21 protein-coding genes and 1 pseudogene are annotated in these 20,676 nt (G+C 38.1%); 8 read left to right on the top strand and 14 right to left on the bottom strand.

Annotation, left to right across the window (positions count from 1 at the left end):
• Positions 1-14: 14 nt before the first annotated feature.
• From ACIFOT_RS08090 to ACIFOT_RS08115, 6 genes and pseudogenes are all read right to left on the bottom strand, one after another.
• Positions 15-3,185, bottom strand: coding sequence for an ATP-binding cassette domain-containing protein (locus tag ACIFOT_RS08090; protein WP_430063806.1), 3,171 nt, complete (start codon positions 3,183-3,185; stop codon positions 15-17).
• Positions 3,186-3,340: 155 nt separating this feature from the next.
• Positions 3,341-3,514, bottom strand: a pseudogene (locus ACIFOT_RS08095) (SRPBCC family protein); the annotation flags it as partial.
• A 169-nt stretch (positions 3,515-3,683) separates the two neighbouring features.
• A complete protein-coding gene (locus ACIFOT_RS08100; protein WP_430063807.1) occupies positions 3,684-4,013 on the bottom strand; it encodes a hypothetical protein in 330 nt (109 codons plus the stop codon).
• Between the two features lie 483 nt (positions 4,014-4,496).
• The gene (rlmD, locus tag ACIFOT_RS08105; RefSeq protein WP_430063808.1) at positions 4,497-5,876 is read right to left on the bottom strand and encodes a 23S rRNA (uracil(1939)-C(5))-methyltransferase RlmD; all 1,380 of its coding nucleotides are present in this window, start codon (positions 5,874-5,876) and stop codon (positions 4,497-4,499) included.
• 195 nt (positions 5,877-6,071) lie between these two features.
• Complete coding sequence (locus tag ACIFOT_RS08110) at positions 6,072-7,652, bottom strand: ATP-binding protein (RefSeq protein WP_430063809.1); 1,581 nt, start codon at positions 7,650-7,652, stop codon at positions 6,072-6,074.
• Positions 7,642-8,361: a response regulator transcription factor gene (locus tag ACIFOT_RS08115; RefSeq protein ID WP_430063810.1), complete on the bottom strand. Its 720-nt coding sequence runs from the start codon at positions 8,359-8,361 to the stop codon at positions 7,642-7,644. The genes ACIFOT_RS08110 and ACIFOT_RS08115 overlap by 11 nt, the downstream gene beginning before the upstream one ends.
• Positions 8,362-8,687: 326 nt before the next feature.
• Here ACIFOT_RS08115 and ACIFOT_RS08120 point away from each other — a divergent pair, with 326 nt between their 5' ends.
• The 5 genes from ACIFOT_RS08120 (at position 8,688) to ACIFOT_RS08140 (ending at position 12,770) form a co-directional block, all read left to right on the top strand.
• Positions 8,688-9,860 carry an MGDG synthase family glycosyltransferase gene (locus ACIFOT_RS08120; RefSeq protein WP_430063811.1) on the top strand — a complete coding sequence of 391 codons (1,173 nt, stop codon included), beginning with the start codon at positions 8,688-8,690 and terminating at the stop codon, positions 9,858-9,860.
• A gap of 11 nt (positions 9,861-9,871) precedes the next feature.
• A complete protein-coding gene (locus ACIFOT_RS08125) occupies positions 9,872-10,540 on the top strand; it encodes a TVP38/TMEM64 family protein (protein WP_430063812.1) in 669 nt (222 codons plus the stop codon).
• Between the two features lie 15 nt (positions 10,541-10,555).
• A complete protein-coding gene (locus ACIFOT_RS08130; RefSeq protein WP_430063813.1) occupies positions 10,556-11,245 on the top strand; it encodes a polysaccharide deacetylase family protein in 690 nt (229 codons plus the stop codon).
• A 24-nt stretch (positions 11,246-11,269) separates the two neighbouring features.
• Positions 11,270-11,866, top strand: coding sequence for a DedA family protein (locus ACIFOT_RS08135; RefSeq protein ID WP_430063814.1), 597 nt, complete (start codon positions 11,270-11,272; stop codon positions 11,864-11,866).
• A gap of 112 nt (positions 11,867-11,978) precedes the next feature.
• Positions 11,979-12,770 (top strand): COG4705 family protein, encoded by a 792-nt coding sequence (locus ACIFOT_RS08140; RefSeq protein ID WP_430063831.1) that lies wholly within the window; start codon positions 11,979-11,981, stop codon positions 12,768-12,770.
• 97 nt (positions 12,771-12,867) lie between these two features.
• On the opposite strand, the gene ACIFOT_RS08145 is transcribed toward ACIFOT_RS08140, so the two are convergent.
• Both ACIFOT_RS08145 and ACIFOT_RS08150 read right to left on the bottom strand, forming a co-directional pair.
• Positions 12,868-13,068, bottom strand: a complete 201-nt coding sequence (locus tag ACIFOT_RS08145) for a CDGSH iron-sulfur domain-containing protein (protein WP_430063815.1) — start codon at positions 13,066-13,068, stop codon at positions 12,868-12,870.
• A gap of 28 nt (positions 13,069-13,096) precedes the next feature.
• Positions 13,097-13,792 (bottom strand): helix-turn-helix transcriptional regulator, encoded by a 696-nt coding sequence (locus ACIFOT_RS08150; protein WP_430063816.1) that lies wholly within the window; start codon positions 13,790-13,792, stop codon positions 13,097-13,099.
• 179 nt (positions 13,793-13,971) lie between these two features.
• Here ACIFOT_RS08150 and cidR point away from each other — a divergent pair, with 179 nt between their 5' ends.
• The 3 genes from cidR to ACIFOT_RS08165 all read left to right on the top strand — a co-directional run bounded on the left by cidR (position 13,972) and on the right by ACIFOT_RS08165 (position 15,989).
• Positions 13,972-14,868, top strand: a complete 897-nt coding sequence (cidR, locus tag ACIFOT_RS08155) for a cidABC operon transcriptional activator CidR (protein ID WP_430063817.1) — start codon at positions 13,972-13,974, stop codon at positions 14,866-14,868.
• A 217-nt stretch (positions 14,869-15,085) separates the two neighbouring features.
• Positions 15,086-15,604: an acyl-CoA thioesterase gene (locus tag ACIFOT_RS08160; protein WP_430063818.1), complete on the top strand. Its 519-nt coding sequence runs from the start codon at positions 15,086-15,088 to the stop codon at positions 15,602-15,604.
• 13 nt (positions 15,605-15,617) lie between these two features.
• The gene (locus ACIFOT_RS08165) at positions 15,618-15,989 is read left to right on the top strand and encodes a hypothetical protein (RefSeq protein ID WP_430063819.1); all 372 of its coding nucleotides are present in this window, start codon (positions 15,618-15,620) and stop codon (positions 15,987-15,989) included.
• Positions 15,990-16,034: 45 nt separating this feature from the next.
• Here the strand turns inward: ACIFOT_RS08165 and ACIFOT_RS08170 are convergent, their stop codons facing one another.
• The 6 genes from ACIFOT_RS08170 to ACIFOT_RS08195 form a co-directional block, all read right to left on the bottom strand.
• Positions 16,035-16,373, bottom strand: a complete 339-nt coding sequence (locus tag ACIFOT_RS08170; protein ID WP_430063820.1) for a hypothetical protein — start codon at positions 16,371-16,373, stop codon at positions 16,035-16,037.
• Positions 16,374-16,452: 79 nt separating this feature from the next.
• A complete protein-coding gene (locus ACIFOT_RS08175) occupies positions 16,453-16,935 on the bottom strand; it encodes a hypothetical protein (RefSeq protein ID WP_430063821.1) in 483 nt (160 codons plus the stop codon).
• A gap of 406 nt (positions 16,936-17,341) precedes the next feature.
• Positions 17,342-17,701 (bottom strand): hypothetical protein, encoded by a 360-nt coding sequence (locus ACIFOT_RS08180; protein WP_430063822.1) that lies wholly within the window; start codon positions 17,699-17,701, stop codon positions 17,342-17,344.
• A 131-nt stretch (positions 17,702-17,832) separates the two neighbouring features.
• Positions 17,833-19,122 (bottom strand): glycosyltransferase, encoded by a 1,290-nt coding sequence (locus tag ACIFOT_RS08185; RefSeq protein WP_430063823.1) that lies wholly within the window; start codon positions 19,120-19,122, stop codon positions 17,833-17,835.
• Positions 19,123-19,349: 227 nt separating this feature from the next.
• The gene (locus tag ACIFOT_RS08190) at positions 19,350-19,694 is read right to left on the bottom strand and encodes a hypothetical protein (RefSeq protein WP_430063824.1); all 345 of its coding nucleotides are present in this window, start codon (positions 19,692-19,694) and stop codon (positions 19,350-19,352) included.
• A gap of 271 nt (positions 19,695-19,965) precedes the next feature.
• Positions 19,966-20,676: hypothetical protein (locus ACIFOT_RS08195; RefSeq protein ID WP_430063825.1), on the bottom strand; the 711-nt coding region annotated here is incomplete at its 5' end.

Below are 20,676 nucleotides of genomic sequence, written 5' to 3' on the forward strand. Positions count from 1 at the left end.
ATCGTTGACTTACATTAATTGTTTCTCTCAAGACATTGGTAAACCGCCATCATATCTCGTTTATTCAACTCACGAATTCGATTAAATATTGGAATATCAGCAACATCCTCCGTTTGTAAGCTTTCAGCCACAGTATCTCTTACTTTACCAGTGAGCCATGTTTGCACATCAATACCATCGACCATTTCCTTTCGTCCTTCTTCATTGATGCCACTTGCATAACAGCTAACGCATGGTACAGATAATTTATAGACCCCATCATGGAGATTATCTTCTGAAATGACTTTCTTCCCTTTGCAGAATGGGCAGGGATGACTTGCTTTAATCTTATTGATTTGGGTAACAATCTTTTTATAACCAAACGCTTCATAGACATACGTTAGTTTTTTGTATTTTCCATTGGTAAAATACTTATCAATAATGGTTTCTCTTGTTTCGGCAATATTGGCAAAATCACAGATGGTAATCTGGTTTTTATGGCAAATGGCTTCGATATTGCCTTTAATATTGTCCCAGAATGGCAAGGCATTTTGTAAAACCACTTCATAGCCGGCAAAACTCGCCAACTCCAGTTCCAGCATTTTCAGCCTCACTTGTGTCTCCCTTGACAGAAAAGAAACATCCTCAGTCACCACCATATCACCGCCAACAATGGATTTCAGTTTTTCCAGTTGTGGCAGCTTTCCTACCGTTTTGATGACTTGATCAATTGGTTGATGGATAATCTCACGGATATCTATGTCACCAAATCTTAGCTTTTTATGATGGTTCAGCACGGTGCCTTGACATACTGGACAAGTAATCATCTCTTTTGACGCTTTCATATGCTCCTTAATAATAGATTTCGAAATGAACATATACCGCCCAATGATGATATTGAAGCCTTCCCATGTTCTTGAAGCCTTGCCTGCTTTATCATAAAATGACTTTTCCCAATAACCATATAAAAAGGTATGCCTTTCATCCTCTGTCATCTCATTATAGCTTTTACTAATATCTTGACCTAGCTCATTCTTGATCTCATCAAATAGGAATTGCAATTTGGGATATTGAAAGTATTTTAATACCTCCATCACGTCTGGATGCAATAAACCATCCCAGAATGGCGCGTTTTTATCCTGGATGACCACATCAATATCAAATTTCTCAATTACCCTGCGGCCAGAGCAGCTTGGACAATGATTTTCTTGATAATAGAAATCGAAGCTTCTTGTATCTTTATTGGTCGGATGTGCAGCCACAATATGGTTGATCAAACCGCCAATTTCATAAAGAAAACTATATTGACTATACAAATGCCTTTCAAGATCAATGGCGATGACGGGGGCGATGGTTTCAGATTCGTATTCACCATAAATCAAACGGGCCATTGATGATAAACTTTTTAAGATGCCGCCCTTATAGACGTTTTCTGCATTTTTAAAATAGCCAATATGATTTTCTTTTAAGTAGGTAATGCCATTTTTCGAAGCTAGTGTTGAAGAAATATGCAATGAAGCAACACCATAAGTACCGTTTTGTTCACGATAATAATCATCATGACTGACAACATCAAGATGGCGAACAGGTTCAAGCTGTCTTTTACCAAAATCAGCGATAAAATCAGAGCTTTCCAGCATATAGGCGTTATGTTCAATCATCACGATCGAAACAGATTCATCTTGGAGAATGCCCCTGACACTATCAATAAATTGGTTTAAAATATTTTGTGACAACCCCTTTGAAGGCTCGTCAAAAATAAACAGCGTATGCGGGTTTCTTGAGTTTGCAAACAGCTCAGAAACTAAATGGACACATTGAAATTCCCCAGTAGATAAGGACTGTGTTTTTCTTTCCAACGTCAAATAACCAAGTCCTAATTTGATCAATAAGCTCAAACGTTTATGAGCGATGTCTTCCTTTGGCAGTTCCTCAATAATATCTTCAATAGAGCGCTGAAAAATATCATCAATTTCGTCACTGTATTTGGTGAGTTTCTTTTTAATATCCAGAAATGTCGCTACCGTTGACCGGCTGGTAATCGATTGATTTCGGTCCTGCCCTACCATGACCAGTTTATCTTTTGGATATCGCTTCAGGAAATCCTTGGAGATACACTCATTTACAAGGGTCGATTTACCACATCCAGACTCCCCCGTAAACGTTACAAGTCTATTTTTGGGAATCTGAATTTCAGCCATTTGAATATTACGACAGTAAAGATCATGAAATTGATAGTATTCTGTTGGCGATGCTTGATTTCGTTCCCAAAAAACAGGTTTTGGACGAGGTGATTCCTCGACAATTTTTCCGCCGTATTTACCACTGCCTGGCCCAAAGAACAATGGCTCATCAGCTGTATCGAGTACCGTGTCAGAATGATCAATCAGCCAAATTTGATTTTTATAACCCAATTGTTTAATCTGTTCTAAAATTTTCAATAGGGTTTGGTGATCAAGACCAACGGAGATTTCATCAATAATAATCACTGTATTAACACTTGCCGCCATAAATTCTGCCAAGTAAAGTCTTGTTAATTCCCCTCCTGACAATGTACCCATGATGCGATTTAATGTTAAGTAACCAATATTCATATTGATGATATTTTGGAGAATATGCTGCTTCGCTTCACTAATATGTAATTCCTCTGCTAAGGAAAGGATGGATTCAATGCTTAGTTCATTGATGTCGGAAATACTATGAGGTTTTTCAAATAATTCGATTTGTTTCTGCTCAACTTCTTGATTATAGCGCCGGCCCTTACACTTTGGGCATTCGACATTTTTGGTAGTTCCGCGTCCTTTACAAGCCGGACACCAGCCTAATTCATTATTAAAGGAAAAAACTTCTGGCGAAAGATGAAAGTATTCTGCAAGCCTCTCTCTAATCTCTTTAAAAACGCCGGTATGGGTGCCAATCGTTGAACGCGGATTCGAAGAAATCGATGATTTCCCTAGAAAAAGTACTAAAGGCATATCTTCCATCTTAATGGCACTAAAATTCGTTTCCATTATATTTGAAAACAAATACTGATATTCAGCCTTAGGCAATAAGGAAACGAGACGTTTCTTGGATTCTTCACCAATGGTTTGACAAAAGGTGGTTTTACCAGACCCGGACAAACCAGCAATTCCTAGCGATTGATCCTCCGGCAATAGGCAATCTAAACGGTTTATATTGTTGGCAATTAATTGATTGATTTTCATCAGGTTTCCTCTCTCTCCATTCTCTAAATCTAGTATTGCCATGTTAGCACAACTTCAAATAAATCTGCTTGAGTTTTTTTCGAATCAAAACGGCTCAGTTTTATACTGAGCCGTTTGTTTTTCCTATACGTTAGCATAGGTTTGGTCTTACATTTCTAGCTTTTTAAGATCTCGCTCATTTTCGCCCAACCATATTTCGCACCATTGAACGCTTGATCTTCTTTTTCGAATCCTGCTTGTTCAAGATGTAAGTAGGTTGTTCCATCCTCTTCCTTCAATGTCCATGTGACTGTAGTGTTGATTGGGCCACCTACCCATGTGTAAGATAACTTATAAGGCTCAAAATAGGGCTATTATTCTTTTTTCTCATAATATAAGATTCTTACAATAAAGGAAGATTTTTTATGGAAGGTTTGAATGATGTGTTTTTTTGGGAGATAAGAAGCAATTCATAGGATTGAATTAAGCTTGAAGGGAAATAGTTACATATGAAACACGTTAGCCAAAATACACTTTTACACTCTCTTCTTTTTGTGCTGTTGCTAAACAGTTTAGTATGAAATTAAGGATTTGCTTTTGATCCCAAGGTAAGCAATCTTTTTCTGATAGGGAATTATTATTATTAAATAATTGATTGTAGTCATTCAAAGCTTTTTCAATTTGTAGTCTTGAAAAGGTAGAACTGCCGCCTGATCCACTAACTCCTGCATAGTAATTATTTGAATCAAGTAAACTGTACAGTATGATTGCATTATAATTCCCCATGCTAAAACGGGCATAAGCAATTTCTTCTCCCGCTTTATTGTATCCTGATATATCATGACCCATTTAAAATCCTCCTTGTAAAATAAATTTGTAAACCATAAATGATATACTTTTCCTTTGCAAGCTTTTAAATGAAAATAAATAGGTTACATGATTTACCACTCCTTTCACTTTTGTTTATAAATTAGGAAATTTTTGTTGAAAGCTAATGGAAGGAAAAAGGATGATATGCTAGAAAAATGTGAAGAATCAATTAAGAGGTTGTTCATGAACGTTGCATAATTTATTTGTTGTTAACATTCTTTAAGGATTTCATGAAATCATCGTTATGATGGGGAAAATTATGAGGGACAGAAACACCAAAATTTGAATAAATAATTTTTTTATTGTCTTGATTCCATTTTGCTGCCTCCCTACAGAAAAAATAATATCACATTACATTTCAAATGAATTTAGTCTTATCTAAAGCTTTTTTACAATTATGTGAACACTATCTTTAGTTAATAACTAAATTTAAAGGACCTTAAAAAGGCAACTCCCAAAGGGTTAGTTGCCTTCCTTTAAAAGGAGCTGCGATACACACTCCACATGCGTGGTCATCGGAAACATATCCACCGGCTGCACTTCAACGGTTTTATAGCCACCGTCTTCCAAAATTCTTAAATCTCTCGCTAACGTTGCTGGATTACAGGAAACATAAACAACTTTTTTAGGCTTCATATCAATAATCGTCCGCAGCAATGCCTCATCACAGCCTTTGCGTGGCGGATCGACTACAAGTACATCTGCAACAATGCCTTCCTTATACCACTTAGGAATCACAATCTCTGCTTCCCCGACCGCAAACTCTGCATTCTTAATCCCATTCAATTCTGCATTCCGTTTGGCGTCCTCAATTGCCTCTGGAACCACTTCTACGCCGAAAACCTTCTTCGCCTTTTGTGCTAAAAATAATGAAATCGTTCCGATTCCACAATAAGCATCAATGACATTTTCCTCTCCGCTTAAGTTTGCATACTCTAGCGCCTTATCATAGAGCACCTTCGTCTGAACCGGGTTCACTTGGTAAAAGGATAGCGCAGAAATCGCAAATTTCACGTCGCCAATATAGTCATAGATGACTTCGTTCCCCCATAAGACAGTCGTTTTTTCTCCTAAAATAACGTTTGTCCGCTTGGAATTGACGTTATGGACAATCGACTTAACTTTTGGCAGGCGGGCGATAATTTCCTCTACTAGCTTTTTCTGCTGAGGTATTTCTGAAGTCTTTGTGATAATCACGACCATCAGTTCACCAGTTTGTTTTCCGTACCTTGCCATTATGTGCCTTAGTACACCTTTATGCGATTCTTCCTGATAAGCGGGAATACCAAGTTCGCTGCAGATTTCCTTCATGACCTGTACCGCTTCGTTCACTTCCGGAAGCTGAATCACACTTTCATCCGTATCAACAATTTCATGGCTCCTTGGCTTAAAAAATCCAGCAATCAGCTTGCCATCTTTTTCCCCGACCGGTACCTGGGCTTTGTTCCGGTACTGCAAAGGGTTGTCCATCCCTAGAATCGGATGGACGATAACATCCTCGAGTTTACCAATACGCGTCAATACCTGACGAACTTGATTTTCCTTATATTGAAGCTGGCCTTCATAGCTAATATGCTCAAGCTGGCAGCCGCCATATTTGTGCTTTTCATTGTTTGGAATATCCACCCGATACGGGCTTTTTTCATAAAGCTCGATTAAGCGCCCAAAACCGTAGCCTTTATTGGCCTTGATAACCTTTACTTTTGCTTTTTCACCTGGCAGCCCATTCGGAACAAAAATCGGATAGCCTTCCACCTTGGCCACCCCAGCCCCGTCATGGGTTAAATCTTCAAAAACTACATCTATGTAATCATTCTTATTTACTGGCAATGTTCTGCTCATTCGCTTCTTCCTTTGCTCCGTTTTGACTAGATGAATTGTATCACAGAATGAGCAGAAATACGAAATGAGCCTGCATTCGCAAACTACTTCGCTGATTTCAGAGGTAATTTGATGCTAGTTTTAAATTCTTCCTTTTTATTTTTACTATTTTGTTTATATAAATATAAAAATAATAACCATGGGGCCTGTTGTTTTTTAATCATGAAATGGCAGTGTAATCGATATGGAAATAACATGATTTTTGTAACTGACATCAATGGTTCCATGATGCAATTCGATGATACTTTTGGTGATGGCTAATCCTAATCCTGCCCCGGACTTGTTAGAGGAACGTGAAGGATCGACTCGATAAAAACGATCACATAATCTAGCAACCTCTTCTTCAGAGAGGGTTTGACACGGATTGGATACTGAAAGTTGAACTGCATGTTTGTTATGAAGTAAGCTGACATGAATGTCACCAGGCGGGGTACTATACTTGATGGCGTTGGTTAGCACATTTTCCAATGCCCGCACCATTTGATTCGGATCGACCGCCATCATGATTTGTTCCTTTGGCAGATCCGTCATAAAGCTAACATGGTTATCTTTTGCGATAGGATCCAGTTCATCCAGGAGCTGCCTCAGCATTTGGTTTAGGCTGACTTTTTCTTTTTTAAGCTGTACACCTTCATAAGTCAAACGGGTAAAATCAAATAAATCCTCAATTAATTTTTTCAATTGCTCTGATTTTCCGTAGGCAATATCCACATATTCATCTAATTGCGTTTTATTTTTGAATTGATGATCCTTCACCAGCCTTAAATAGCCCATGATAGAAGTTAAAGGTGTGCGTAAATCATGGGAAACATTGGTGATAAGTTCATCCTTTATTTTTTCTGTTTGCCTTTGCCTTTCAATCATTTCGTTTAATTCTGAAGCCATGTAATTGATATTGGTGGCCAGAGAACCAAGTTCATCACTGCTTTTTTCCCGAATTCTATAGTGTAAATTTCCCTTCGCTATTTCCATTAGCCCTAAAGCGAGCTCCTCAATTTCTTTCATTTTTCGTTTGGTTATCAAATAAAAACAAAGAATAAACGTAACAAGTCCAAGAAGATAGGGAGTAACACCGGTCTCTTCCTCATAAAAAGCAGTAGATTTAGGAATACCGCTGACAATAATATAGTTCTTATTTCCATCCAGGGTTATTGGATAAAGCCTTGTAATCGTAGAATTCTCATCATGTTCTTTACCAATGAAAGTCTTGTTCGCATTTTTGATCTCAAGTTGAAGGTCTACTCGTGTATCACTCACACCGTTTGATTTATATAATATCTTCCCATCCAAATCGGTAATGACTGTATTGAGATTGTTTTGTTGTTTAGGCGTATTGATTAAGTAATCGATTAATTCATTTTTGGTCAAATGATAGAACGAAGCGTTTCCGTTTGAAACAGATAGCCACTCCCCGCTCCCAGTGCGGTTGAGAAACTTATTTTTAAAATCAGGGTCCTCGTCCCCCAATTCAATGACAAGACCGTTAATATCTTGATTCATTTGCTTAAATTGTCTAACCAATTCTCGTGCGCTTTCGTCGATTGTGACAATTCCTTCTGTAAAATCAAGTCGTTTATCTTTACTAACAAAGAAGGGGCTTGAGACAAATCCGACAAGCACGGAAATGACAATACAAAATGCAAAGGCTAAAATCACCTGAATGCGAATGCTTGTCTTCACTAGATGGACCGGCTTTTTCAAATAGCTGCCAGTCGGAGGCCGTTTCTCATTGTTCAATTTTATAGCCGACCCCCCAAACTGTTTTTATATAACGAGGGTTCCGCGGGTTATTCTCAAGTTTCTCGCGCAGGTTACGGATATGAACCATGACCGTATTTTCTGATTCATAAAAGGCTTCATTCCATACCCGTTCGTAGATTTTTTCCGTACTGAACACAACACCTGGGTTCCGCGCCAAAAGTTCTAGAATGGCAAATTCCCGCGGTGTTAGCTTTATTTCTTTTCCTTCAACGATGACCTCATGCGTAGAAACATTGATGAACAGCTCATCGATCGTAATGACATCCATCTGTTCGACAGGATGCTGCTGCTGTGGTGCCCCATCCGTTTGATTTAAACGGAGATAACGACGGAGCTGTGACTTGATTCTTGCCACTAATTCCAAAGGCTGAAACGGCTTGGTTACATAATCATCCGCCCCGGTGGTTAACCCCATGATCTTATCCATATCCTGCGATTTCGCAGACAGCATAATAATAGGGACATTTCTGTTTTCCCTGATTTTTAAACAGGCTTGAATGCCATCCATTCGTGGCATCATGATATCTAAAACCACTAAATGAACCGTATTTTCCTCCAGGTATTGTAACCCTTCTATTCCGTCTGCTGCTTTCAGTACGTTATATCCCTCATTAGTAAGATAAATCCCGATTAAATCACGAATTTCCTTTTCATCATCAATGATTAGAATGGTTTCTTGTGACATCTATACCTCTCCTTTCTAATGGCTAAAGTTTACTCTACTCCTCTTAAGAAAAAATAAAAGAATTTCTGAAGTTTTTCTGAAGTTCTCATTTTAGTATTAAGAAAATCTTAAGAAGGAATGGCATTTTTCCTTAAGAAGTTTTTTGTAACATACAGGAAGACAGATGAGGGGGCTTCGAAAGCTTTCTCATTGATTATGTTTATCAAACCGAAGGTCCCGCATGTTTATTTTTCATGAATTATTGTTCGAGATGACCCACTGGTTTATGTGGGCACACGAAACACATAGAGAAACGTCACAGAAACAAATTAAAGGAGTGGAAATCGATGAAGGTAGTCAATAAAGAAAAAGTTTTAATTCTTACCGGAAATTATGGAGATGGTCATATTCAAGTAGCCAATGCCATGCATGAAGCGATCCAAATTCGATTTCCTGCCCTAGAACCGGTAATTTTCGATTTTATGGAGTGGGTTCATCCGTATTCAAATCAAGTAAGCCGTTTCCTTTATCTGCAAGGAGTGAAAAAATTTCCACAAGTCTATGGCTATATTTATCAAAAAACACGGAGAGCGAACAGGTTTTCAAAAATGATGAAGACGGTTTTGTCTACGGGGCTCGGGAGAATGAAAAAATTGATTGAAGAAGTGCAGCCGTCGGTCGTCGTCAGTACCTTTCCATTAGCAGCCGCTGTGATGTCCAAGTTGAAATCCTATGGTTTAACCAATGTTCCGTCCGTCACAACCATTACGGATCATACCGATCATAGCTGCTGGATTTATCCTTTTACCGATCAATATATCGTCGGCTCAAATGCTGTCCGTGATGCTCTGATTAACATGGGTGTAGAAGAGAATCGAATTGCCAATACAGGAATTCCTATCCGCCAGCAATTTTCTCAATCCTTTCAACGAGAGGAAATCTGCGAGAAGTATGGGTTAGATCCCTTTATGCCAACTGTTTTAGTAATGGGAGGCGGCTGCGGCTTGATTGGAGATGGCAGTTCCACTATTAAGGGATTTGAAGATTTGCCGAACCCTGTCCAATTGATTATTGTGTGCGGCTATAATGAAAAACTGCGCATGCAATTGAAAGAAAAGCTAAAGGATTCCAAGCATCGCATTCATCTCACAGGATATATAAATTATGTTCATGAGTTAATGGCCATTTCTGACCTGATGATTACAAAACCCGGAGGAGTCACCACATTTGAAGCGATTGCCATGGAATTGCCGATGCTCCTTTATAAACCAATTCCTGGTCAAGAAGAGGATAACGCCAAGTTTTTAGTCCGAACCGGAGTAGCGATTCAAGCCACAACCGATCGTGATTTAACCAATCAATTATCCAAAATATTGAGCAATCCAAATCTGCTTCAACAAATGAGAGAGAACTCAAAACAATTCCACCCCAAAGAATCAGCCTTTGCATCAGTAGAAGTATTGATGCAAGTGCCGATTATGGTGCCAGTCACGGCCAATATCTTGTCAATGGGGCAATGAGAAGGTGAAAGATGGAGAATGTCATGCACGAATCATACAAGTTTAAAAAGTCTCCGGCAGCTCGGTCACTATCGATTGGAAGTTTGCTGATATTCTTATTTCTAACAGGACTTTACGTATATTTACTTCATACAGGTACGGCAAAAATATGGCTGGATTCCATTCGGCATTTAGGTGTGCTCGGGATTTTAGTAGGAATCATGATTCAAACAGTTGTCAATGTCATCCCTGCACCTGGCGAATTTGTCTCGCTATTTCTGATCGAAATATACGGTCCCGTTGCCGGTGGATTCTATTCCTGGATAGGCGGGATTCTCGGCGCAGTCCTAGCGTATCAACTATCCAAATGGATTGCTCGTCCGCTGATTGAACCATTGGCCAAACCCTATTTGGAAAAAATCGATCGCTGGCTGCAAAAACAAGGGGATATCGGACTTTTGATCATCCGCTTTGTCCCGTTGGTTCCCTATCATTTCATTAACTATGCGGCAGGTATCTTAGGAGCGAGCAGAAAAGCTTTTATCTGGACGACGGCCTTAGGAATCCTGCCTTATACGATATCAGTTAGCACCATATTTGCAGGATTGCGTTATGGGAAATTCTTACCGTTTGTTATTGGCGGTGGCCTTTTTATTTTGTCATCGATTTTAAGCATCATCCTTCGTAAAAAAATGGATTAGGAGGGAGTGCAGGAAATGGTTAAGATTATGATGATTGTGTTGGTATTGCTGGCATTGTACTGGCTGGTTCCCTATGTCTTCACTGCCGTTTTCGGTATCGGGGCATTAAAGCGGAAAGCTTATTCTGAAAAAATAGCCTTTACTTTTGATGACGGTCCAAATCCAATCTATACGCCGCAGCTATTGGATTTGTTAAAAATAAATAAGATAAAAGCGACCTTTTTTGTTGTGGGTTCTAAAGCAGAAAAATACCCAGAGTTAATCGCAAGAATGCATAACGAGGGACATCTTATCGGCATGCATAATTACGTCCACCAATCCAATTGGGTAATGGCCCCTTGGACGCTTCGAAGACATTTAAGCAAGACTGCTTCTATAATTGAAAACATTACAGGGGAACGTCCGGTCTACTATCGTCCGCCATGGGGCTTATTAACGTTATTGGACTTTCTTCTAATGAAAAAGTACAAGATCATCCACTGGTCGGTAATGGCAGAGGATTGGAGCAGTACAGGCGGAAGTGAAAAGGTGAAAAAAAGGCTGTTAGGCAACATAAAAAGGGGTGATGTTATCCTTCTGCATGATTGTGGAGAAACTCCTGGAGCGGATGAAGATGCTCCGATGAACACTATCCATGCATTAAAAGTCGTCTTTAAAGAATTGTCAAGCCGGGGGATGTCTTGTGTGAGAATGGATGAATTGTAAATAAAAAAGGCAGGTTTTATTGAGATGTCACATTTTATTCAAACCATTTTTGATATGCTTTCAAATTTGGGCTATTTAGGAATTGCATTAGGTTTAATGGTCGAGGTCATCCCAAGTGAAATTGTATTGGCCTATGGAGGTTACTTAATTTCAATCGGAAAAATTTCATTTATGGGAGCGGTTGTTGCAGGTACAATCGGGGGAGTTATTGCCCAGTGGTTTTTATATTGGATCGGAAAGTATGGCGGAAGACCATTTCTGGATAAATTCGGAAAGAACATCTTAATCCGCCCATCCCATATAGATGTTGCACAAGAATGGTTTAGTAAATATGGCTCTGGAGTTATTTTTACAGCTCGATTTATCCCGGTGGTTAGACATGCTATTTCCATTCCCGCAGGTATTGCAAAAATGCCCTTTACCAAATTCAGCATTTACACGGTTCTGGCTATTATTCCATGGTCCATTCTCTTCATCTACCTTGGCATGAACTTGGGGGCGAAATGGGATCAAATCAATAGCGCAGCCAATCCATACGTTACACCGGTGATTTTTATTGCCATTATTATTACTCTGATGTACCTTGCCTTTAATAGGAGAAGAAAAAAAGTGAAGCGATGAATGGATGCTTTAGTACAAATTAACTTAATCCTTTCTTAATGGATTTTTCATAGGAAGTTAAGTGCCATTTACTATAGTAAATTATGACGGCAGATTAATTTTAGAAGAGGAGATGGGCTCATTGGCCGAAAACTTGATTCAAACAAACAGACAAAACATGTTAAGCAAGGTTCCTCAAGTTACCATATTCTTTTGGATTATTAAGATCATGGCAACGACAGTCGGAGAAACGGCTGCGGACTTTTTGAATGATAACTTAAATTTTGGTCCTACGAACACCACCATTTTCATGAGTGTTCTCTTAATCATAGCCCTGTTCTTCCAGTTTAGGACAAAGAGGTACGTACCAAGCATTTACTGGCTTGCGGTAGTTTTAATAAGTGTTGTTGGAACACTGGGTTCGGATAATCTTGCCGATAATTTAGGGGTGCCGTTAAATATCACAACCGCTATCTTTTTTGTATTAATGGCCGTCTCTTTTCTGGCATGGTATTTAAGCGAAAGAACGTTGTCTATCCATTCAATCTATACTGCTAAAAGAGAAGCATTTTATTGGTTGGCCATTCTGTTTACCTTTGCACTGGGAACAGCAGCTGGTGACTGGATTTCTGAAGGACTTAACCTTGGTTATTTAAATTCAGCATTGATGTTTGCAGCCGTAATTGGAATTGTAACCATTGCTCACTATCTTTTCAAAATGAATTCGGTCCTCGCATTCTGGATCGCCTACATTTTAACTCGTCCGTTTGGGGCATCCGTTGGTGACTATCTATCGCAATCAAATCATAATGGCGGCCTTGGTTTAGGGACAACAGGAACAAGCATTGTCTTCCTTGTAGTGATTCTATGTTTGGTAACTTATCTGACTAAAACGAGAAGAGACCAGAGCCCGCTTGCTAACTAACAAGAATCAAATGCCAAATTATACGTATTCATGGTGATTCTTAAATTTCAAAACTAAGACGCCCTAATCGGCGCCTTTCTTTTTTGTGGAGTTACTTTCAGTCAGAAGCTCTTGGGCTGCTCTCAAATCCACCCTTCTTATGGGATCCATCACAAAACGGCTTTTTACCCGAAAGGCCGCAGCGGCACAAATACACTTTTGCCTTTTTCGGAAATTCATTCCCTTCCGCATCGACCAATTGGAAGTCACCAGTAACGGCGAGTGGACCATTGTCCGAGATTTTAATTTGATTTTCCATGTCTATCAGTCTCCTAGCATCTTATTTTTTATTTTGAATTGGACTTTTCATCCTCCATGATGATACGGGGAGTATTACCATCGACAGGTTCATTTAATTGCACATGAAAGGCACAACAGCCATCTCCATTCTGAAGGCGCTGTACTCTATTTACGGTACATCCAAGTAAAAGAGTAAGAACTGATACCGTAACACTGCAAAGGATGGGCCGCTTTAAGGCCACATTGTGAAAAGGGCAATTTCTCTCAATCAGATAATATTCTTCACCCTTTTGTACAACTTCCATATAAAAGTCGCTTTTCATATAAAAATCCTTTAGTGCGTATAATCTTTCGAGGGTGGTTAACCCCGCCAATTTCGGTTCCCATTCACGAACTCTTTCTTCAATCATCGCGGAAAGTACTTGTTTAAGTGCAGACTCTCCAAGATGATTGACCATTGTATCAAGAACTTCGATTGTTAAATGATCATAATTTTTTTCAAACAGATGCTCTCCAGCTGTGGTTAAATGATAGCGGATATGCGGACGGCCAATGCCATTGTTTTTTTCAGCAAAACGGCTGACCCAGCCATCCCTTTCTAATTGAAGAAGGTGCTGACGTACGCCCTCACCAGAAATGTCCAACACCGAAGCTATTTCACTCATGGAAGCTGCCCCATTACTTTTTATGACATGAATAATCCTCTGCCTTGGTTCTGATAGATGCTCGGCATGGAAACTCAAAATTTCCCCTCCCTGCTGTTCTTTTTAAAAATATATTCATGAATTTTAATAATAGTTCAAGTTTTTTATTGATAAAGTTGATTAATCGAATTAAAATAGCCCAATCTAATGATTAGGCCCAATAATATCATTTTTTAAATATGCGTTTAACATTAAACACAAGAAGGTGTACCGCAAAATTGGATATTAAACATTTACAATATTTTATTGAAGTTTCGAATTATAATAGTTTCTCACGTGCCGCAAATCATTTATTCATTACACAGCCTACCATTAGTAAGATGATTAAGAACCTGGAAATGGAACTGGGTGTCGCCCTGTTTGATCGGTCTCGAAAGCAATTAACCTTAACTGATGCAGGGCGCATCATTTTAGAGCAAGCAAAACTTATTGACAAAGCATTTAAGAATTTAGAAATGGAATTGGACAACCTTACTGGGCTCAAAAAAGGGCATATTCGCATCGGCTTGCCGCCTATATTTGACGCCCACCATTTCCTTAAAATAGTGGGCAGTTTTCACGAAAGATACCCAGGGATTACCTTCCAATTGGTTGAGGAAGGCTCAAAGAAAATAGAGGAAAATGTTGAAAAGAATCTTCTGGATGTCGGTGTTGTGGTTCTTCCTACTAGAAATGAAATATTTGAGCATTTTTCCTTTATGGAAGAAAACCTAAAGCTAATCGTGCACGAATCACACCCTTTAGCTGAGAAAGAGGAAATCAATTTGGCGGAATTGGCGGATGAGTCGTTAATATTGTTTAACAAGGATTTCGTCCTTAATGATCGAATCATATTTGCTTGTAATAGTGCGGGCTTTAATCCACACATTATTTCAGAAAGTTCACAGCGCTCTTTTATTGAAGAAATGGTCGCAAGCCAATTTGGCGTTTCGCTCTTACCTGAAAGTATTTGCCATCATTTAAATAAACATGTAAGGTCGGTCAGGGTTGTAAACCCGACTATTAGTTGGAACCTTGGATTAATCTGGGGGAGAAATCAATACTTCTCCTTTGCGGCAAAAGAATGGCTTCAGTTTACCAAAGACCAGCTTTCAATATGTTATCAAAACGATTAAAACGGTTCATTTTTGTGAACCGTTTTTTTACATCCCACCTATATATACATTGAATAGCTGAAAGCATTTACATAGATAAAAGCTATAGGATTGATGAAATATAACCATTTTACTAATGTTCCAATGCGGCTTACACTTGTTTCAGGAAAGAAAAACCTTTTAATACCGTGGATATAGTTTTTACTAACTAAAATCCAATCATGAAAGGATGCAACCAATGAAAGCAAAAAAAGTTAAAGAAAGCCGCATTGTTAATACAGCTCAGGTATTATCTTGCGATTTAAATAACTACAATACATTGTTTGGCGGCGTTTTAATGAAAAAACTAGACGATGCCGCGACATTATCAGCTCGCCGGCATTCGAGAGTGAAAGAATGTGTGACTGCCTCTACTGACTCGATCGATTTTTTATGCCCCATTCATCAAACTGATTCTGTTTGTGTCGAATCGTTTGTAACTTATACAGGAAATACTTCAATGGAAATTTTTTGTAAAGTCATTGCTGAAGATATCATGACTGGTGAACGCCGCATTGCAGCTACCGCATTTTTGACTTTTGTCGCACTAGATGAGAATAAGCAGCCCGTTATCGTTCCAAATATCATTCCAGAAACGGAAGAAGAAAAGTTCCTTTACCAAACAGGTAAGGAAAGGGCGGAAATCCGTAAATTAAGAAGACAAAAGAGTAAAGAATTAGCAGCGTATATTTCAATAGAAAAACCTTGGGATAAATAAAGGAGGAATATCTATGATTACTTTATCTAATATAGAAGAATTAAAAGCAGCCAAAGAAAGCATTGAGAACCTAAAAAAAGACTATCCAAACCTTTTTGAAAAACTGTTCGATGTAATCAATCTTACCCGTGCTTTCCAATTTAAATATCATTACATGGGATGTTTAATAATGGATGAAAATCCTGGTCAATATACTCCCAATTTTGTCTATGGGTCAGTACTCCGTTTGTATAAAAAGGAATTACAAAGAGTAAAAAATGATGCTGATTCCGAAGTACTTAAACAATATTTAGCTAAATTTAAAAGTATTGGATATGCAAAAATCAGCCTTTTAGCACTAGGGAATGCCCCTGAGTCTTTATTAGGTGCCTCTAGTATTCGATAATCATACCCCAATATTAAAAAGGACTGTTTACAATCAGTCCTTTTCTCAATTTTTTCTTTGTTTTTGGAGTGTCAAAAAGAATTGGTTGAATTCAGAATTAATTTTCTCATTTAACCGTTGATACTTCTTAAACATATTTTTGATTTCAGCTTCGGAGTAATTTTTTGAATAAATCTTGATTTTTTCATCTATTAAACTTTGTAATTGATTTACGTTCTTTTTAGTTCTGTTTACACTTTCTGCAATTGTTTGGTGATCTATAATGTTGAATTCTGCCTTTAACAATGTAAGAAAAGATTGTAAATAGTTTGCAAGTGCCATTTGCAAGTAGGGTGCCGACCTTAATGATTTTATGATTTTTTCATCATTATCTAGGCTGTTCAATTCAGATCACTCCTTTATCCTTAGTTAAATCAGCCATCCATATCAGCTGCTCTGATATCAATGATGTTTATTTTTCACCTTATTTTCCAGGAGCCTTTTTTCCAGGACCTTTTTTACCATGCTTGCCACTGCTGCCTGAGCTGCCACTGCTGCCCGAGCTGCCACTGCTGCCCGAGCTGCCACTGCTGCCTGAGCTGCCACTACTGCTTGAGCTGCCACTGCTGCTTGAGCTAAAAAATGAACTGCTTTCCTCTTCTTGTTCTGGCATCTGTTCTTCTATGAAATCTATAACATTCTCTAATTTCTTGAGTAAAAGCCACTCTTTCATCACAATGGTTTCAAGCAGCCGGTTAACGCCATTATTAAATTTAATAATATCCCCATTACCTGGATGGGTAGGAAAATTCAAATTTTTTCCTACAAATGCTTGGATTTTCTCTGCTTCCGCATTCATAATGTGGGACAAAGCAATTTCCTCTAACGCAATCGACTCAAGCAAATCAATTACTACTTCGTTCTTATTGGGACGATGCGGTTCTTGTGGGATTGTAGGCATACCCATTTGAGAAAAACCTCCTTATAACAATTTGCTTTCTCATGTAGTCTATGCCCAAATAGGTGTGGTGGAACCATTATGTCAAGCCTAAAATTGTAATTCTTTTTAGGTTAAAGCGTGTTTTAGCATCGTTGACATAACTACCTTGTCCAACTGTATAGAGAGAAGGGATGAAAGAATTCCATGCTGTGTTAAAAAGGTGTCTGCATCGGTTCTTAATATATAATCATAATGGTCCTATCTTTCAACAACATTTAATAATCTTCCAAAAGCAACTTTTAAAAGATATGAATCTAGCTATAATCAAATGACCAAAGAAGATATTTTCTGGATGAAAAGGGGACTATTTTAATACAATTGGCCATGAAAAAATCATTCATGGCCTGTTCCACTACTCTGTACAATAGAGCGATTATTCATCTTTTTTATCATCGCTAGAGGATTCTATTTGATTTAAAAAATCAAGAACATTTTCAAATTTAAATTGAAGCAACATTTCCTTTTTGACAATCGTTTGAAGCATTCTTTCAACAGATTTGTTTGCATCTAATAAATCTTCTAAACTTTCTGCCTTAATATTCTCGTTTACTAAATCACCCTCATCATCAACAAGAGTACCAATTACTCCTTGAAGCTTTTCTGCTTCTGCATTAATTAAATGAGCTAAGCCCAGCTCTTCAAAAGCAATGGAAGCAAGGAGCAAAAGCGCTACCTGTTCAGAATCAAAACCTTCAATGGGATTAATATCTTCCGGAATATTTGGAAAAGACATGACATCCACCTCCCTTTTTAGATACTACATTACATTATTCTAGTTTACCTAGATTGTCTGGGCGTTTTGAGAAGATTAATTGTTAAGAAACATCTATTGATTTGTTTGCTGGTTTGGGCATCAGTTTATATTTATAAAAATTGGATCATCGGTTCGAGCTGGTTTTCCCACACCCATTTAGGACTGTAACGCTGTCTGGCCATTGTTTTAGCTTTCAGCATGGCATTTTCCCTCATCCTATTCACAATGATATTAGCATGTTCGGAAAGGTACGCTTCTTCTGAGGGGTTATAGGTTTCCTTCGTATCAAAACCAAAGTTTCTAGCATCCCATTTCATGAAATAGGCATCCAAATTTTTCCCTAATTCCTCTAAAGCAGGTACTCTTTCATTCAAAACGAGGAAATTTCCTTTGCTGGCAGCCTCTAATACGGTTAAACCAAACGACTCTGAAAAGGATGGGCATATAAATAAATTTGATAAACCAAATAATTCCATAACACCTTTTCTTGGAAACCCATCTTTAAATTCCTTTATATCTGAAGTGAAAAATAAATCAGCATTGCTTAATCCATAGACTGTACCTTGTAATCGAATTAGAGCTTTATAGGTTTTAGGAGCAATATCCATGCTTGGAAAATCACAAAATATGACTTTGACACTCAGTTCTGATTGTTTTTTTATGGCACCAGCTAGCATTGCTACCTTTTCAAATTTTTTTCCAGTGGTTAAACGTCCAGGGTAAACGATTAATATATCAGGGCTAATTAAATCAGTCTCTTTGTTAAGAATCTGAATTTCATCGCTTACAAAGTTTAATAAATCTAGACTGTTATTTACGACCCTACATCTTCCTTCTGGAACATTGTATTGTTTAGCGAGAGCCGGAATGCCCGATTGTGTTGGGTACACATACAACGTATTTGGCATGGAAGAAAAACGTGCTGAAAGTGGCCATTTGGGATTAGGCGGACGATTCGCAGGGGCAGAATGTGTAAAGGCAATAAATTTCACTTTAGGTAATTTTTCTTGGGCTTTTCTAATGGCTACATTATGGACTAAATGCCAACCTTGATAATGAATATCGTGCATAATACAGACATCGACGTCTTCAAGGTGTTTAACAAAGTCTTTTGCGATGACGTCCGCTTCATTAAAAAAAGTGTTGTGCACTTTTTCATTTGGTTGGGAGTAATCTCGCCAATTTATTTGTTTTCCATCTATTTGGTTTACAATTTTTACCCATTCAATCCGTTCATCTAAAAAAACTCCATATCGATCCTCAAGTGGACAGGTTTCGCTCACGAGTAGTTTCGGTTCTAATCCAGAATCTAACATCATCCGGAGCTGTTCAGCCACTACATTCACTAAAGAATACGTGCTAGTAAGGCCATTAAACATGGTAAGCAAAGCAACTTTCATTTAAAAAATTCCTCCTTGTGTGAGACTAGACATTATACTATATACTTGGAAAGGGTTGCCGGTGAACATAAATGAGGAAGTATATATAAACTAAATTAATTATAGAAAACAAAATCAGGCGTAAATTAAAGTAAAATAGTTTTTTTTATGTACGTATTTGTTGTTTGAATAAGGAAAAAGAGACATCCAAAAAGTTCGTTTTTTTGAATGCCTCTTTATATCGATGTTTATGTTGTTGTTGAAGTAGTTGGTGATGAAAGAAATTCGAGAACATTTTCAAATTTAAATTGGAGTAACATTTCTTTTTTGATAATTGTACGCAACATTTTTTCCGCTGCACGGTTAACCGCTAATAACTCATCAAAACTTCCAGCTTGAATTCCTGTTCTTACTGGTTGTCCATTTATCACAAGCGTACCAATAGCTGCTTGAAGCTTTTCTGCTTCAGCATTAATTAAATGGGCTAGTGCAAGTTCTTCAAACGCAATGCTCGCAAGAAGCAAAAGCGCTACCTGATTAGAATCTAAACCCTGAATTGGATTTATCTTTGGAGGGGTATTAGGGAAAGACATATTAGTTTTCAACTCCTTGTCATTTTTTCTTACTATTATAGGATATTCAAGGGTTGTCCTTTTTGTTTAGGTGGTTCAACTATGAAAAAGCACTTTAATAAAATGGAATTGTGGTTTTATGTCATGTGAAAATGATTATATCTGCATTGAAGAAACAACGACACTCCGATTAAAACAATATCGAAGTGTCATTGTTACATAAGAATCTAAGGTACTGTTGTTAGGTGCAATTCCAAGTGCCACAAGAACATCCTCTAGTTCCTCGCACCACTTAAGTTATAGCCTGAAAACGGGCACAAACTGTTTGATTTGTTAGGTCAGCTGCCGTAAAAGGAGTACCTCCGTTTGCGTTAATGACAAAAGTACCAGTTTCTCCAACAGCTAGTCTATCTGCAGGCGTATCACGTCCAAATTTATATTGGAAAGTACCACAATCATTTGGTGTTACTCCCCCTTTAGCAGAGTCGAAATCAAATCTTTTTGATGGTGGTGTCATTGAATGCCCAGTTATTTTATTAGTAGAATCAAATTCACGATTGAGTTGAAAGAAAAATTGATCAATTAACGCGCTAGGGCTATTCGAAGTATTCGTTACAGTAAATGTAATTGTTGATCCATCACTACTAATATTTGCTGTTACATCTGCGGAAATCACTCCAGCAAGTGATCCTTGTCCTTCTAAATTAGCAATACATAATAATTGTGCGCAATTAAATTCATCACAAGCACATCCGCTGATTGGAGCTCTTGTTGTTGTTGTTGTTGTAGTTGTAGTAGAAGTAGTTGTTGTTGTTGTTGTTGTGGTAGTAGTTGTTGTTGTTGTAGTTGTAGTTGTTGTTGTAGTTGTAGTTGTTGTTGTTGTTGTTGTTGTTGTTGTTGTTGTTGTTGTTGTAGTAGTTGTAGTTGTTGTAGTGGTTGTAGTGGTTGTTGTTGTTGTGGTTGTTGTGGTTGTAGTGGTTGTAGTGGTTGTAGTGGTTGTTGT

The organism is Neobacillus sp. NRS-1170 (genome assembly GCF_050468025.1).

Bases quoted from the DNA above. Each gene is read 5' to 3' on its own strand.
- ACIFOT_RS08090 (WP_430063806.1), bottom strand. From the start codon at position 3,185: ATGAAAATCAATCAATTAATTGCCAACAATATAAACCGTTTAGATTGC.
- ACIFOT_RS08100 (WP_430063807.1), bottom strand. From the start codon at position 4,013: ATGGGTCATGATATATCAGGATACAATAAAGCGGGAGAAGAAATTGCT.
- rlmD (WP_430063808.1), bottom strand. From the start codon at position 5,876: ATGAGCAGAACATTGCCAGTAAATAAGAATGATTACATAGATGTAGTT.
- ACIFOT_RS08115 (WP_430063810.1), bottom strand. From the start codon at position 8,361: ATGTCACAAGAAACCATTCTAATCATTGATGATGAAAAGGAAATTCGT.
- ACIFOT_RS08120 (WP_430063811.1), top strand. From the start codon at position 8,688: ATGAAGGTAGTCAATAAAGAAAAAGTTTTAATTCTTACCGGAAATTAT.
- ACIFOT_RS08125 (WP_430063812.1), top strand. From the start codon at position 9,872: ATGGAGAATGTCATGCACGAATCATACAAGTTTAAAAAGTCTCCGGCA.
- ACIFOT_RS08130 (WP_430063813.1), top strand. From the start codon at position 10,556: ATGGTTAAGATTATGATGATTGTGTTGGTATTGCTGGCATTGTACTGG.
- ACIFOT_RS08135 (WP_430063814.1), top strand. From the start codon at position 11,270: ATGTCACATTTTATTCAAACCATTTTTGATATGCTTTCAAATTTGGGC.
- ACIFOT_RS08140 (WP_430063831.1), top strand. From the start codon at position 11,979: ATGGGCTCATTGGCCGAAAACTTGATTCAAACAAACAGACAAAACATG.
- ACIFOT_RS08145 (WP_430063815.1), bottom strand. From the start codon at position 13,068: ATGGAAAATCAAATTAAAATCTCGGACAATGGTCCACTCGCCGTTACT.
- ACIFOT_RS08160 (WP_430063818.1), top strand. From the start codon at position 15,086: ATGAAAGCAAAAAAAGTTAAAGAAAGCCGCATTGTTAATACAGCTCAG.
- ACIFOT_RS08165 (WP_430063819.1), top strand. From the start codon at position 15,618: ATGATTACTTTATCTAATATAGAAGAATTAAAAGCAGCCAAAGAAAGC.
- ACIFOT_RS08175 (WP_430063821.1), bottom strand. From the start codon at position 16,935: ATGGGTATGCCTACAATCCCACAAGAACCGCATCGTCCCAATAAGAAC.
- ACIFOT_RS08180 (WP_430063822.1), bottom strand. From the start codon at position 17,701: ATGTCTTTTCCAAATATTCCGGAAGATATTAATCCCATTGAAGGTTTT.
- ACIFOT_RS08185 (WP_430063823.1), bottom strand. From the start codon at position 19,122: ATGAAAGTTGCTTTGCTTACCATGTTTAATGGCCTTACTAGCACGTAT.
- ACIFOT_RS08190 (WP_430063824.1), bottom strand. From the start codon at position 19,694: ATGTCTTTCCCTAATACCCCTCCAAAGATAAATCCAATTCAGGGTTTA.